12 protein-coding genes are annotated in these 14,051 nt (G+C 68.9%); 1 reads left to right on the top strand and 11 read right to left on the bottom strand.

The annotated features are described in order from the left end of the window. Positions 1-284 precede the first annotated feature (284 nt). The 6 genes from Q4I23_RS02355 to Q4I23_RS02330 form a co-directional block, all read right to left on the bottom strand. The gene (locus Q4I23_RS02355) at positions 285-1,169 is read right to left on the bottom strand and encodes an NAD(P)-dependent oxidoreductase (protein ID WP_498525174.1); all 885 of its coding nucleotides are present in this window, start codon (positions 1,167-1,169) and stop codon (positions 285-287) included. A gap of 85 nt (positions 1,170-1,254) precedes the next feature. Further along, positions 1,255-3,144, bottom strand: coding sequence for a TRAP transporter large permease (locus Q4I23_RS02350; protein WP_454019773.1), 1,890 nt, complete (start codon positions 3,142-3,144; stop codon positions 1,255-1,257). Between the two features lie 114 nt (positions 3,145-3,258). Next, on the bottom strand, positions 3,259-4,314 hold the full coding sequence (locus Q4I23_RS02345) for a TRAP transporter substrate-binding protein (protein WP_454019772.1): 1,056 nt from the start codon (positions 4,312-4,314) through the stop codon (positions 3,259-3,261). Between the two features lie 117 nt (positions 4,315-4,431). Beyond that, entirely contained in the window at positions 4,432-5,451 is a 1,020-nt protein-coding gene (locus Q4I23_RS02340; protein WP_498525173.1) for a transketolase family protein, read from the bottom strand. Next, positions 5,448-6,293 (bottom strand): transketolase, encoded by an 846-nt coding sequence (locus Q4I23_RS02335; RefSeq protein WP_498525172.1) that lies wholly within the window; start codon positions 6,291-6,293, stop codon positions 5,448-5,450. The genes Q4I23_RS02340 and Q4I23_RS02335 overlap by 4 nt, the downstream gene beginning before the upstream one ends. 25 nt (positions 6,294-6,318) lie before the next feature. After that, positions 6,319-7,068: an SDR family NAD(P)-dependent oxidoreductase gene (locus Q4I23_RS02330; RefSeq protein WP_200775870.1), complete on the bottom strand. Its 750-nt coding sequence runs from the start codon at positions 7,066-7,068 to the stop codon at positions 6,319-6,321. A gap of 240 nt (positions 7,069-7,308) precedes the next feature. On the opposite strand from Q4I23_RS02330, the gene Q4I23_RS02325 reads away from it, so the two are divergent. Further along, the gene (locus Q4I23_RS02325; RefSeq protein WP_454019770.1) at positions 7,309-8,247 is read left to right on the top strand and encodes a LysR substrate-binding domain-containing protein; all 939 of its coding nucleotides are present in this window, start codon (positions 7,309-7,311) and stop codon (positions 8,245-8,247) included. A gap of 34 nt (positions 8,248-8,281) precedes the next feature. Here the strand turns inward: Q4I23_RS02325 and Q4I23_RS02320 are convergent, their stop codons facing one another. From Q4I23_RS02320 to Q4I23_RS02300, 5 genes are read right to left on the bottom strand one after another with little or no spacing between them, the layout of a single operon-like run. Then, positions 8,282-8,920 carry a TetR/AcrR family transcriptional regulator gene (locus tag Q4I23_RS02320; RefSeq protein WP_454020053.1) on the bottom strand — a complete coding sequence of 213 codons (639 nt, stop codon included), beginning with the start codon at positions 8,918-8,920 and terminating at the stop codon, positions 8,282-8,284. 29 nt (positions 8,921-8,949) lie between these two features. Beyond that, on the bottom strand, positions 8,950-10,368 hold the full coding sequence (locus Q4I23_RS02315) for an MmgE/PrpD family protein (protein ID WP_498525171.1): 1,419 nt from the start codon (positions 10,366-10,368) through the stop codon (positions 8,950-8,952). After that, positions 10,365-11,879, bottom strand: a complete 1,515-nt coding sequence (locus Q4I23_RS02310; protein WP_498525170.1) for an AMP-binding protein — start codon at positions 11,877-11,879, stop codon at positions 10,365-10,367. The genes Q4I23_RS02315 and Q4I23_RS02310 overlap by 4 nt, the downstream gene beginning before the upstream one ends. A 50-nt stretch (positions 11,880-11,929) precedes the next feature. Further along, complete coding sequence (locus Q4I23_RS02305; RefSeq protein WP_040137608.1) at positions 11,930-13,102, bottom strand: acyl-CoA dehydrogenase family protein; 1,173 nt, start codon at positions 13,100-13,102, stop codon at positions 11,930-11,932. Positions 13,103-13,119: 17 nt separating this feature from the next. Then, entirely contained in the window at positions 13,120-14,025 is a 906-nt protein-coding gene (locus Q4I23_RS02300) for a 2-oxo acid dehydrogenase subunit E2 (RefSeq protein WP_498525169.1), read from the bottom strand. Positions 14,026-14,051: the final 26 nt, after the last annotated feature.

Genomic DNA, 14,051 nt, shown 5'->3' with positions numbered 1-14,051 from the left:
CGCCCGATGACAACGTTATCATAGCGCTGTCAGGCGTAAATGACAACGTTGTCATCAAGGTTCGTGGATTTCTTTTTCCTTTCCCGGTTCCCTCGACGGCGAGGCGCACCGGGGGCCTTCATCATCGAACCCTGCCGTCGTCGTGCCGAAAGAAAAAACGCCGGGCGAAGCCCGGCGACCTGATGCGCCCCGGATGACGACGGTTCAGCGTGAGCCGCCGGCATCCGGAGCGAAGACCGTCATGACCGATGGAGCGCCGTCGTTTCCTTGACGACGCTCCCGCCTCACCCTGGCGGGACGCCGTTCAGAAGGTGATAGCTGCGGATCACCTGGCTGTCGTCCATCGCGCCTTCGCCGCGCCCGGAGGCCGAGAGGAACATCTGGTGGGCGACGGCGGCCAGCGGCAAGGCGGCCTTGGCGCCGCGACCGGCCTCCAGGACGATGCCGAGATCCTTGACGAAAATGTCCACGGCGCTGGTGATGCCCGGCTCGGCCTCCAGCATGCGCGGGCCGCGGTCCTTCAGCATCCAGCTCGACGCGGCGGAGCCGCTCATGATCTCCAGCAGGACCGCCAGATCGACGCCGGCCTTGGCGGCCAGCGAGAAGGCTTCCGCCACCACGGCGATGTGGACGCCGCACAGCAGCTGGTTGACCGTCTTCACCGTGGCGCCTTGCCCCGGCGCCTCGCCGACGTGGAAGACCTTGTCGCCCATCGCCGCCAGGACCGGGCGCACCCGCTCCACCACCGCGGTCGGGGCCGCCGCCATGATGGAGAGCGTTCCGGCCACCGCCCCGACCGTGCCGCCCGACACCGGGGCGTCCACGAAGCGCCGCCCCGCCGCCTCGACCCGCGCGGCGAGCGCGGCGACGGCGTCCGGCGGACAGGTCGCCATCAGGATCACCGTGGCGCCCTCCGGCAGGCGGTCCAACGCGCCCTGGGCGAACAGGACGGACTCGGCCTGGGCGGCGTTGACCACCATCAGGACCAGCGCGTCGGCCCCTTCGGCGGCGGCGGCGGCGCTGTCCGCCCCCCGCCCGCCGCGGGCCTCCAGAACGGCGACGCTCTCGCGCCGCACGTCGAAGCCGCGCAGCGCGAAACCGCGTGCCAGCAGGTTGCACGCCATCGGCATGCCCATGGAACCGAGGCCGATAAAGCCCACCGTCGTCATGGCCGTATCACTTTCCTGAACGGAAGAAGGAGAGGAAGGCCCGATCCACCCGTCGGGAAATCGGGGGGCCGGGCCGGAAGGCGGATCAGAGGAAACCGATGGAGATCCAGGGCACCGCCGCGACGACGATCAGGCCGATGGTCAGCGCCACGAGGTAGCCGATGATCGGCTTCATGCCTTCGTCGGGGTTGATCCGGCTGATGGCGCAGGCCGCGTAGTAGCCGACGCCGAAGGGCGGGGCGAACAGGCCGATGCCCATGGCCAGGATTACGATCATCGCGTAATGCACCTCATGCACCCCCAACTGGCGGGCGATGGGGAACAGCAGCGGGCCGAACAGCACGATGGCGGGGATGCCCTCCAGCACGCTGCCCAGGATGATGAAGGCGATGATCGACACCACGATGAAGACCGGCACCCCGCCCGGCAGGGCCCGCATCGCCTCGGCCAGCGAGCTGGAGAAGCCGGACTGGGTCAGCGCCCAGGCCATGCCGGTGGCGGCACCGATGATCAGCAGGATCGCTCCGGACAGCGACGCCGTCTCGACCAGCATCGGGTAGATGCGGCGCCAGTCGAACTGGCGATAGATCAGCAGGCCGGCGACCACCGCGTAGACGATGCCGATGGTCGACACTTCGGTCGCGGTCGCGACACCCTCGATCACCGCGGCGCGGATGATGAAGGGCAGCGCGATGGCCGGCAGCGCGATCAGGAAGGCCTTGCCGACCTCTGCCTTGCTGGCGCGGCGGACGTGGGACAGATCCTCGTGGCGGTAGCGCCACCAGACCAGCGCCGCCAGAGCGGCGCCCAGCACGATGCCCGGCAGCAGGCCGCCGGTGAACAGGGCGGCGATGGACACGCCGGTGACCGAGCCGATGGTGATGAGGACCAGCGACGGCGGGATGGTCTCGGTCTGGGCGCCGGTGGCCGACAGCAGGGCGACGAGGTCGCCGGGCTTGGCGCCGCGCGCCTTCATCTCGGGGAACAGCACCGGGGCGACCGCCGCCATGTCCGCCGCCTTCGACCCGGAAATGCCCGAGACGAGGTACATGGCGCCGATCAGCACGTAGGACAGGCCGCCGCGCACATGGCCAAGCAGGCTGGCCAGGAAGCCGACCATGGCGCGGGCCATGCCGGTCATCTCGATGAGCTGCCCGAGGAAGACGAACAGCGGCACCGACAGCAGGATCAGGTGGCTCATCCCCTCGTCCATGCGGCCCACCATGACGATGGCCGGGGTCGAGGTGGCGAGCGCCAGATAGCCGAAGGTCGCCAGACCGAAGGCGAAGGCGATGGGCAGGCCAAGGAACACCATCGCGCCGACGCCCACCACGAAGAAGAGCAGCAGGTTGTAGTTGCCGAGCCCCGCGAACAGCGGCGCCGCCAGCGCCATGACGCCGACCACCGCCGTGACCGCCACCACCGCCCGCAGCACGTCGGACGGGCGGCCCAGCCGCGCCAGCCGAAGCAGCGCCACCGCGATCATCAGGACGAAGCCCACCGGCAGCGCGCTCGCCCGCCAGGAGTTGGGAATGTCCAGCGCCGGCGTGGTGACCCACACCTCCTCCACCGCGAACTCGTAGGCCGGCTCGGCCATCAGCAGCAGGAAGGCCAGCGCCGCGGTGATCGCCACCACGTCGAGGAACGCCTGGGTGCGGGGCTGGAGCATGCCGACGATCGCGGTCATCCGCATGTGCTCGCCCCGGCGCAGCGCCACGACCGAGCCGAACATGGCGAGCCAGAGGAACAGGATGGAGGCCAGCTCGTCCGACCAGATGATCGGGCTGTGCAGGAGATAGCGCCAGATGACGCCGACCAGCAGGACGCCGACCTCGGCGAGCACCAGCAGTGCCGCCGGTGCCTCGACCAGCAGCCCGATGCCGCGGTCCAGCCGGTCAAGCCAGCCGGTGCCGGCGCCCGATGGCCGCCCGGCGCCGTGAACGGCGGCGTCCGCCGTGTTGACGGGAGTGTTCATGGTAACCAGCCCTTCGCATGAACGATCGGTGGTGGGGACGATCGGTGATGGGGAAGCGGCCGGCCCCGCAGGACCTTTGAGGAACCAGGAGGCCGGCCGCGTCGGCGGACCGCGTCAGCCCAGCTTGCCGGTCACCTTCTCAAGCAGATCCCAGGCGGTGGCCCCGTACTTCCCTTTCCACTCAGCGTAGAAGTTCGTCCCGGCGAGCACCTTGCGGAACGGTTCGCGGTCGATGGTGTGGAAGGTCAGTCCCTTGGCGGACAGGTCCTTCTGCAGCGATTCGGTGAGTGCCGCGATGTCGGCCCGCTGGTCGTCCGCCGAACGGTCCAGTTCGCGGGTGACGATGGCCTGAATGTCGGCGGGCAGGCGGGCGAAGGCGCGCTTGTTGCCGAGCACCCAATAGCCGTCCCAGACATGGCCGGTCAGACTGCAGGACTTCTGCACCTCGTACAGGCGGGCGGTGGCGATGATCGCCAGCGGGTTCTCCTGACCCTCGACCACGGTGGTCTGAAGGGCGGAGTAGAGCTCGTTGAAGTTGATCGGCGCCGGGGCGGCGTCGATGGCCTTGAACAGCGAGGTCAGGGCCGGCGCCGGCGGCACCCGCATCTTGAATCCCTTGATGTCCTCCGGCGTCTTGATGACGCGGGTGGAGGAGGTGACGTGGCGGAAGCCGTTGTCCCAGATCTTGCTGAGCGTCATGATCGGGGTCTTGGCGATCTCCGCCCGGACATGCTTGCCCAGGTCGCCGTCCATCGCCTGCCAGACCGCGTCGTAGTCCTTGAAGGCGAAGCCCATGCTGGTGATGCCGGACAGCGGGACGAAGGTGGCGAGGATCAGCGAGGAGAGGTTGAAGATCTCCACACCGCCGTTGCGCACCTGCCCCAGCAGGTCGGTGTCGCTGCCGAGCTGGTTGGCGGGGAACAGCTTGATGTCGAGCCGGCCGGACGTCGCCTCGCGGATGCGGTCGATGGCCTCCTGCGCGCGGATGTTGACCGGGTGGGTCGGGTCCTGGCCGGTGGCGTATTTGAACTGGAACTCGGCGGCGTTGGCCGGGCGCTTCAGGATGGTCACCAGCGGCACGGCGGCGGCGGCGGCCAGAACGGCGCGGCGGCTCGGGCGAAGAAGGCCCAGGGTCGAGTGAGCGGGGGTTTGGGGCGGCTTCTTGTCCATTGTTTCCTCTCCTGTGGTCTTTTGTCGTTCAGCGTATCGGGAACGGGCGCGGCGCGGTTCTTAGGGTGTCCTCGCTTCTGCGACAGCCGGGGGTGAGCGACGGGGGTGGGGGGCGGCTTACAGCCACCCCTTGATGCTGGTTACCATGGCGTCGGTGGAAATGCCGTAGAGGTCGTGCAGCGTCGGCAGAGCGCCGGCCTTCAGGAATTCGTCGGGCAGGCCGATCTGGCGGAAGGCGCTGGGAACGACCCCGGCGCGCAGCAGCGTGCCGGCCACCGCCTCGCCCAGACCGCCGATGACGGTGTGGTTCTCGGCGACGACGACCATGCGCCCGCTGCGCCCGGCCTCGGTCAGGATGGTCTCGGTGTCGAGCGGCTTGATGGTCGGGACGTGCAGCACGGCGACGTCGACCTTGTCGGCCTCCAGGGCCTTCGCCACCTCCAGCGCCCGCATCGTCATGATGCCGGAGGAGATGACCAGCACGTCGGCGCCGTCGCGCAGCCGCTTCGCCTTGCCGAGTTCGAATGTGTAATCGTACTCGTCGAGCACCAGCGGGACGTTGCCGCGCAGCAGGCGCATGTAGATCGGCCCCTGGTGGGCGGCCATGGCGGGTACCGCCTGCTCGATCTCAAGGGCGTCGCAGGGGTCGATGACCACCATGTTCGGCATGGCGCGCATCAGGGCCAGATCCTCCGCCGCCTGATGGCTGGGGCCGTAGCCCGAGGTCAGGCCCGGTAGGGCGCAGGCGATCTTGACGTTGCGGTTCTCCTCCGCGATCGTCTGGTGCACGAAGTCGTAGGCCCGGCGCGAGGCGAAGACCGCGTAGGTGGTGACGAAGGGCATGAAGCCCTCGTGCGCCAGACCGGAGGCGGCGCCCATCAGCAGCTGCTCGGCCATGCCCATCTGGTAGAAACGGTCCGGGTTGGCCTGGGCGAAGATGTGCAGGTCGGTGTACTTCGCCAGATCGGCGGTGAGGCCGACGATCTCCGGACGCGCCTTGGCCAGCTCGACCAGCGCGTGGCCGAAGGGGGCGGGCTTGGTGCGCTGCCCTTCGCCCGCGATCGAGGCGATCATGGCGGAGGTCTTCAGGTGCGGCTTGGCGGCGGCCGGGGCGGTGGTGGTGGCGGCGGTGCTCATGCGGTCCTCCCGGCGTCCAGCGCGTCGAGGGCGAGCTTCCACTCGTGCGCGTCCACGCGGATGAAGTGATTCTTTTCGCGGGCTTCGAGGAAGGGCACGCCCTTGCCCATCCTGGTGTCGCAGACGATCATGCGGGGCTTGGGCTCCGGATGGTCGCGGGCGGCGTCGAAGGCGGCGACCACGGCGTCCATGTCGTTGCCGTCCACCCGCTGGACGAACCAGCCGAAGGCCTCCAGCTTGTCGACCAGCGGCTCGAAGGCCATCACCTGGGTGGAGGGGCCGTCGGCCTGCTGATTGTTGACGTCGACGATGCCGATCAGGTTGTCGAGCTTGTAATGGGCCGCCGACATGATGGCTTCCCAGACCGAGCCCTCGTCCAGCTCGCCGTCGGAGAAGAGCGTGTAGACGCGGTTGTCCGACGCCTTGCGCTTCAGGCCGAGAGCGATGCCGACCGCGATGCTGAGGCCGAGGCCGAGCGAGCCGCCCGACATCTCCATGCCCGGCGTGTAGGCGGCCATGCCCGACATCGGAAGGCGGCTGTCGTCGCTGCCGTAGGTCTCCAGCTCCTCGGCCGGGACGATGCCGGCCTCGATCAGGGCGGCGTAGAGCGCGATGGCGTAGTGGCCGTTGGACAGCAGGAAGCGGTCGCGGCCTTCCCATTGCGGGTCCTCCGGCCGGTAGCGCATGGCGTGGAAATAGGACACGGCCAGCACGTCGGCGATATCGAGGGCCTGCCCGATGTAGCCCTGGCCCTGCACCTCGCCCATCAGCACGGCGTTGCGGCGGATGCGGTAGGCGCGTTCGGTCAGGGGAACGTTGTGGCCCAGTTGGGTGGTGTCCACGGGAGTCGTCTCCAGCGTTTCAGGGTCAGTGGATCAGCATGCCGCCGTTGACGTCGAGCGTGGCGCCCGTGACGTAGGACGACAGCTCCGACGCCAGGAAGAGGCAGGAGCGCGCCACGTCCTCGGCGTCGCCCAGGCGGTTCAGCGGAATGCCCTTGAGGATCTCCGCCCGCAGCTCGGGCGTCAGCTTGCCGCCGGTGATGTCGGTCTGGATCAGGCCGGGGGTGACGGAATTCACGCGGACGTTGTCCGGGCCTAGTTCCCGCGCCATCGCCTTGGCGAGGCCGAGGACGCCGGCCTTGGCGGCGCTGTAGTGCGGGCCGCCGAAGATGCCGCCGCCGCGCTGCGCCGACACCGAGGAGATGCAGACGATGGAGCCGGACTTCTGGGCGCGCATGTGCGGGACGACCGCCTGGCTCATGTAGAGCGTGCCGCGCAGGCTGACGTCGGTCACCGCCTCGTAGTTCTTCGGCTCGATGTCCATGAACTTCAGCGGCTGGGTGATGCCGGCGTTGTTGACCAGCACGTCGATGCGGCCGAACTCCTCGACCACGCGGGCAGCGGCGTTGACGCAGGCGGCCTTGTCGGTCACGTCGCAGGCGATGCCGCGGTGCGCCTCGCCCAGCTCGGCGGCGGCTTCGGCGGCCTGACCGCCATCGAGGTCCAGGATGATCGCCCGCCCGCCGTGCAGGGCGAACAGCCGCGCCGTGGCCCGGCCGATGCCGCGCTGGGACGCCGCTCCGGTGATCACGCACACCTTGTTGGACAGCAACATGCTCGCTCCCTTTGTTCGAAGCTGGCTCCGCCATGGCGGCCGTGGGTGTGACGGCCGTGGGCGTGGCGGCCCTGGGGGTGCCGCGGCGGAGCGTCGTTTTCGCTCGGTTTTGATGATTTTTCGGTACGGAGGGCTGATGGTTCGTGCCTCCGATCGTTGCAACAATCCTATGGTCTTGAGATGAATTCGACAAACGAATAAGATTGCTGAATGCTGAAATGAATTCATTGATATGGTGCGATGCGGAAACGGATTTCCATCAAGGCTTTGCAAGCCTTTGAGGCGGCGGCGCGGCTCGGTTCCTTCGCAACGGCGGCGGAGGATCTCGGCCTGACGCCCTCGGCGATCAGCCATCAGGTGAAGATTCTGGAGGAGCAGCTCGGCCTGCGGCTGTTCCACCGCGTGCACCGGTCGGTCGCGCTGACCGATGACGGGCGGGCCTATGCCGCGGAGATTATCGCCGCCTTCGCCCGGATCGACACGGCGACCCGCAACGTCACGACGACGGGCAGCGGCACGACGATCCTGACCGTGCGCTCGATGCCCAGCTTCGCCGCGCAGTGGCTGATGCCGCGTCTGGGGCGGGTGAAGGAGATCCATCCCGCCATCGACATCCGCCTGCGCGCGTCGGTCTCACCCATCGACCTGACGACGGGGGCGGTGGATGTGGACATCCGCTACAACCCCGGCCCGCCGCCGGCCGGCTGCGTGCTGGAGCTGTTTCCCGACGATGTCATCGTGCCGATGTGCTCCCCGGCGCTCGCAAACGGGCTGAACCCGATCCGCAAGCCGTCGGACATCAGCCGGCACATCCTGATCCATTCGGAAATCAACATCGTCGGCTGGCGCGACTGGGCGAACCGACACCGCGGCGTCGAGCTGGACATGGAGCGCGGCCTGCGCTTCGACCGCTCCTTCATGGCGATCAACGCCGCGGCGAACGGCATGGGCGTGTGCCTGGACAGCCTGCTGCTGGCCCGGCAGGAACTGCTGTCGGGGCGGCTCATCATCCCCTTCCCGACCCGCGGGCTGCGGGCACAGGGGCATGGCTTCGTCACGCTGAAATCGACCGCCAACCTTCCGAAGATCCGGCTGTTCCGCGAATGGCTGTTCAGCGAGTTGGAGGCGGGGCGGCAGTGGGAGGACGAGTTCCTGTCGTCACTGAACAGGAGCGCGTAAGGCCGGCCGGCCCACGGCCGCTGCGGTGCGGTCTTTACGACGGCGCATTCGGTTCCTTGGTCAGAAGGCCCTTGGAGAGCAGTTGAAGGTACATCTGAACGGCCTCTTCCGGCAGATTGACGACGCCGTCCTCGTCGGTGTAGCGCAAGGCGAGATAGCCCCGCGTGGCGATCAGCATGTAGACCAGCGGCTCCAGCGCCTCGTCGCCAAGGTTGGCGATCTCGCCGTTCTTGCGGGCGCTGCGCAGGAAGCGCATGTAGCCGCCGGTGATGTTGTGGAAGTGCTGGCGGTGGGCCTTGGGTGCGAAAATCTCCGCCTCGTTGAGGATGCGCAGGAAATAGGGCATGCGCTTGAGGAAGGAGAAGAAGGCCCGGAACGACTGTTCCTCCTTCTCCAGAAAGGTCCTGGCGCCGCTGGCCTGCTGGCGGATGTGGGCCAGCATCTTGGCGCCCAGCACCGGAAGCAGCTCGTCGAAGATTTCCTGCCGCGAGGAGAAGTAGTTGTAGAAGGTGCCCTGCGCCAGGTTCGCCCGCTGGGTGATGCGGGTGATCGAGGCGTCGATGTAGCCATATTCCCCCACCACCTCGGCGGCGGCCTGGAACAGGGCGTCGCGGACCTCTTCCGACCGCTGCACCCGCGTCTTCTTTCCCGCCGTTCGCCCCATCGCCACCATCGCCTGCAATCTCCCTCTCCGTCCCGGATTTAGCCGTTCCTCACGCCTTTGACGAGAGAAACCAGCGCCTGATGCGGGTGATCGGGTAGCCGCCCGAACGCCTCCAGCACGTCGTCGATCGCCGCCCCGGGCAGGGCGCGGGCGAAGCGCTCGATCCGGTCGTAGGCGTCGGCCGGCACCCCGGTTTCATCGCCGATGCGGCGGACCAGCCCGCTCACCGCGTCCCAGGGCAGGGAGAAGTCGTCGGTCGTCATGTCCTGGCGGCGGGTCAGCGCCGTGCCGTCCTCCAACACCACCTCGATGGCGCAGCACAGCCGCCGCACACCCTCGTCGGGGACGAGATCGACCCGTGCGACCAGGGCGTTGACTGCGCCGTCGTCGTAGCGGGTCATCGTCTCCATGGTCGGCACGCCGCGCAGCAGCGTCAGCGCGATGCAGAAGGGAATGCTCATCAGCGTGCCGGAGATGCTGGCGAAGGGTCCCTTCGAATCCATGCCCGCGTAGCCGGTCTCGAACGGGTTCATGCGCACGGTCACCGACCGGATGGCCCGGCCCGCCACCTCCTCGCGCAGGGCGAGCGCCGCGGTGACCGGGGTCTGGTTGAAGGCGCAGACCGGGTAGGGCTTGAAGGTGACGCGGTGGATCGACCAGTCGCGACCCAGCCGCGCCGCCAGCTCCACCGGATCGCAGCCGGTGCGGGCGAAGGCGCGGACGAAGCCGGTGCGTCCCTCGAAGGCGCGAGGGGCGGAGACCGAGCCAGCCGCCGCCAGCCGCGCCGCCGTCAACCCGTTCACCGCGGCGACGCCCACCTGATAGCGCCACTCGTCGGTGCCGTCGTCGAAGGATTGCAGGATGCCGCCGGTGAAGGAGGCGGCGTTGGCGAGCGCCGCCGCGATGCGCTCCTCCGGTAGGCCGAGCAGGTACGCTGCCCCGGCGGCGGCGGCCAAGGTGCCGTAGAGCGGCGAGGCGCGCAGGCCGCCGGGCGTGGTCAGAGGCGAGAAGGCGTTCTCCAGCAGCCCGCCCGCCTCGTAGCCGGCGACCAGGGCCGGCAGCAGCCGTTCCACCGGGCCGTCCCCGGCCTCGACCAGCGCGGTCAGCAGCGGGATCAGCACCGCGCCGATGTGGGCGGCGCCGCAGGTGTCCTCCTGCGCCCGGCCGTGGAACAGGGCGGAGCCGGCGAGCGCGGCGCCGGGAACGCTGGTCCTCCGGTTCCTACCAGACGTGTTGTCGCCCAGCATGCTGGCGCCGTCGGATCGTTCGCCATGCATGGCCAGCGCCGCCGCCCGCGCCACCGGAGCGTAGGGGGTGTCGTGGCCGCCGAGCGCGATGCCGTAACCGTTCAGCAGGCAGACCCGCGCCTTCTCCACCACGTCGGGCGGCAGGTTGTCCAGGGTCAGGCCGGCGACGAAGCGGGCGATGGCCGCCGCCAGGGTGTCGGGAGCGGTCATGGTGTGTTCTCCGAATGGGCGGGGGCCAGTTCGTCGCGCAGCACGCGCTTCAGCACCTTGCCGGACGGGTTGCGCGGCAGCGCCTCGCGCAGCAGCAGGCGCTTGGGGATCTTGAAACCGGCGAGGTGCCGGCGGCAGTGCTGCTCCAGCGTCTCGGCGTCGAGGCTCTCGCCCTCCTTCAGCACCACGACCGCCGCCGGGACCTCGCCCCAGCGCTCGTCGGGGACGGCGATGACGGCGACCTCGACGACCTGGGGCAGCAGGAAGACGACGCGTTCGATCTCCGAGGAGGCGATGTTCTCGCCGCCGCTGATGATCATGTCCTTCTTGCGGTCGGTCAGGAACAGGAAGCCGTCGGCGTCGAGATAGCCGACGTCGCCAGTGCGGAACCAGTCGCCGTAGAAGCTGCGCGCCGTCTTCTCCGGGTCTTTCCAATAGCCCTTGGTGACCTTCGGTCCGCGCAGGCAGATCTCGCCGATTTCCCCGGCGGGCAGGGAGGTGCCGGCATCGTCGCGGATGTCGATCTCCACATGGGCGAGGGCCCGTCCCGTCGAGCCGATCTTCTCGATCTCGCGTCCGGCCTCCATCAGCGTGTCGCCCGAACAGCTCTCCGTCAGGCCGTAACCGTCGATGTAGCGGGCGTTGGCGAACAGGCCGGTGAAGTCGCGGATGCGCTGCTCCGGCGTGCGCTCGCCGCCGCCGATCGCCCATTTCAGGCTGGAGACGTCGTAGCGCCCGCGCTCCGGATGGGACAGGATGCGCCCGACCATCACCGGGGCGAACCAGGCGCCGGTCAGTTGCTCGCGCTCGATGGCGGCGAGGGCGGTGTCCGGGTCGAAGTCGCGCAGGACGCAGATCGTTCCGCCCAGCCACAGCACCGCGAGGCCCGGCAGGTCGAAGGCGCCGACATGGTACAGCGGCCCGACCGCCAGCAGCCGGTCCTCCGCCGTCAGCCCCAGCGCCGTCACATGGTCCATGCATTTCCAATAGAAGTTTTCGTAGGAATGCATGACCCCCTTGGGGTGGTCGGTGGTGCCCGACGTGTACATCAGCCGGAACAGATCCTGCGAGCCGCGCACCCGCATCGGCGGCACCGGTCCCTCGGTCCCGGCCAGCGCCCGTCCGTCCGCCTGCGCCGCGGCGTCGACCAGAACGGCGCGCGGGTCGTCCTTCACAGCCGCGGCCAGCTCGGTGTCAGCGAAGACCAGCATCGCCCCGGCGTTGCCGGTGATGAAGGCGACCTCGGGGGCGGCCAGCCGGTAGTTGATCGGCAGGAACACCGCGCCGAGGTGGCTGGCGGCGAAGGCGATCTCCAGGAAGGCGGCGCTGTTCTTCATCACCACCGCCACCACGTCGCCCTCGCGCACGCCGCGCCGGTGGAGGAAGGCGGCCATGCGCCCGATGCGGTCGAGGAAGTCGGCGTAGCTGATGCGCTGGTCGCCATAGACCAACGCCAGCCGGTCCGGCGTGCGCAGCGCGTGGAACCGGATGAAGGCGCTCAGATTGACCACGGGTGTCCCCTCCCTAGGGATGTGCGTCCGGCGTTGCCCGCCGGTTCCGCTCAGTAGGATTTCGGCATGCCGAGATCGTGCATGGCGATGAAGTTCAACACCATCTCTTCCGACACCGGGGCGAAGCGGAACAGCCTTGCGTCGCGCCACAGCCGCTCGACATGGTATTCCTTGGCATAGCCCATGCCGCCCATCGCCTGCATCGACCGCTCGATGGCGTGGGACGCCGCCTGCGCCGCGATCAGCTTGGCGATGTTGGCCTCGCTGCCGTAGGGCAGGCCGGTGTCGCACAGCGACGCCGCCTTCAGATTCATCAGCCGGGCGCATTGCAGCTCGGCGTGCGCCTGGGCGAGTGGGAACTGGACGCCCTGGTAGGCGGCCACCGGCTTGTCGCCGAAGACCTTGCGGTCCTTGGCGTAGTCCACCGCCAGCCGAATGGCGAGGCTGCCGGCGCCGACCAGTCCGGCGGTGGTGACGATCCGCTCGGTGTTGAGCACGTCGAGAAGCTGGTGCCAGCCGCCGTCGAGCGTGCCGATCAGCTCGTCCGGCTCGATCCGCACGTCGTCGAAATAGACGGTGCTGGAAGCCAGCGTGTTGGTGCCGACCTTCTCGATCGGCTGGTGGCTGAGGCCCTCGCGGTCCACGTCGATCAGGAACAGACTGATGCCGGCGGTGCGTCGGCCCGCCTCCTCAAGCCGGGTGGTGCGGGCGACCACCAGCATCTTCTGCGCGTCGGGCACGCCGGTGATCCAGATCTTCTGGCCCTTCAGCCGCCAGCCCTGGCCGTCGGCGTGGGCGAAGGTGCGGATCTCCAGGCTGTTGGAGCCGGCGTTCGGCTCGGTCAGCGCCATGCAGAAGTTCAGCTTGCCCTGGATCAGCGCGGGCAGCATGGCGTCCTTCTGCGCCTTGGTGCCGAACTTCGCCAGCGCCACGCCGCCGAAGATCGGGTTGATCATGAAGAGCTGGGCCAGCGTCGCGCCGCCGCCCGCCGCCGACAGCGCCTCCACCACCAGCGCCATGTCGAGCATGCCGAGGCCGGAGCCGCCATACTCCTCCGGCAGGGAGACACCGCCGAGGCCGGATTCGCAAATGCCGGCCCAGGCCTCGGTCGGGAAGCTCTTCTTCGCGTCCTGTTCGCGCCAATAGTCGGGACCGAACTCGGCGCCGACGCGCGACGCCGTCTCGATCATCAGGCGCTGTTCTTCGGAAAGCTGGAAGTCCATGGGAATCGTTCCTTGGGTCAGGCGGCGCGAAGCAGGCGCAACGGCCGCTCCAGCCCGGCGATGATGCGGTTGAGGAAGGCCAGGGCGGTCACGCCGTCGAACAGCCGATGGTCCGCCGACAGGACGAGGCCGAGTTCGCGCTTCAGCACCGGGGTTCCCGCCGCATCGGGACGGAAGACGGAGCGGACGCTGCCGACGCCGAGGATGCTCGACTGGCCGGGATTGATGATCGAGGTCATGTAGGTGACGTTGTGCATGCCGGCGTTCGACACGGTGACGGCGCCGCCCTGGAAATCCTCCTCCGTCAGGCGTCCGTCGCGGGCGCGGCGGGTCAGCGACGCGGCCTCCGCCGCCAGCCGGTCGAGCGGCAGGGTCGCCGCCCCGCGCAGCACCGGGGCGACCAGCCCGCGTGGCGTGTCCACCGCCATGCCGATGTCGCCGCGGCCAAGGGCGAGGATCGCACCGCCGGGAGGCTCGTCGTCCCACACCCGGTCCATCTCCGGCATGGCGGCGAGCGCCCGGCCGACCGCGGCCAGCACCAGATGGGTCATCGAAATCCGCGGAAGCCCGGACTCGGTGTCGGCGTTCAGCCGGTCGCGCAGGGCGGCCAGCTCTGTCACCTCGGCCTCCGCGGCGAGGTAGAAGTGCGGCACGTCGCGCTTGGCGGCGGTCAGTCGACGGGCGACGGTCGCCTGCAGGGTGGTGGGCTTCGAGCGTTCCGCGACGGGCGCGTCGATCTTCGGTGCCTGGAGCTCGGGTTGAGGCGCTGGTTGAAGCGCTGGCCGCGTTTGGGCCGCCGCCTCGACGTCGGCGACCTTGATGCGACCACGCGGGCCGCTGCCGGCCACCGTCCCGAGATCGACGCCCAAACCCTCGGCACGGCGGCGGGCGAGCGGTGTCGACAGGATCTGTCTCTTATACACATCTGACGCTGCCGACGATTATACGC

It is taken from the genome of Azospirillum sp. UFLA03-27, assembly GCF_059803775.1.
This window is presented reverse-complemented; position numbering and strand designations above follow the sequence as displayed.

Bases quoted from the DNA above. Each gene is read 5' to 3' on its own strand.
- Q4I23_RS02355 (WP_498525174.1), bottom strand. From the start codon at position 1,169: ATGACGACGGTGGGCTTTATCGGCCTCGGTTCCATGGGCATGCCGATG.
- Q4I23_RS02350 (WP_454019773.1), bottom strand. From the start codon at position 3,144: ATGAACACTCCCGTCAACACGGCGGACGCCGCCGTTCACGGCGCCGGG.
- Q4I23_RS02345 (WP_454019772.1), bottom strand. From the start codon at position 4,314: ATGGACAAGAAGCCGCCCCAAACCCCCGCTCACTCGACCCTGGGCCTT.
- Q4I23_RS02340 (WP_498525173.1), bottom strand. From the start codon at position 5,451: ATGAGCACCGCCGCCACCACCACCGCCCCGGCCGCCGCCAAGCCGCAC.
- Q4I23_RS02330 (WP_200775870.1), bottom strand. From the start codon at position 7,068: ATGTTGCTGTCCAACAAGGTGTGCGTGATCACCGGAGCGGCGTCCCAG.
- Q4I23_RS02325 (WP_454019770.1), top strand. From the start codon at position 7,309: ATGCGGAAACGGATTTCCATCAAGGCTTTGCAAGCCTTTGAGGCGGCG.
- Q4I23_RS02320 (WP_454020053.1), bottom strand. From the start codon at position 8,920: ATGGTGGCGATGGGGCGAACGGCGGGAAAGAAGACGCGGGTGCAGCGG.
- Q4I23_RS02315 (WP_498525171.1), bottom strand. From the start codon at position 10,368: ATGACCGCTCCCGACACCCTGGCGGCGGCCATCGCCCGCTTCGTCGCC.
- Q4I23_RS02305 (WP_040137608.1), bottom strand. From the start codon at position 13,102: ATGGACTTCCAGCTTTCCGAAGAACAGCGCCTGATGATCGAGACGGCG.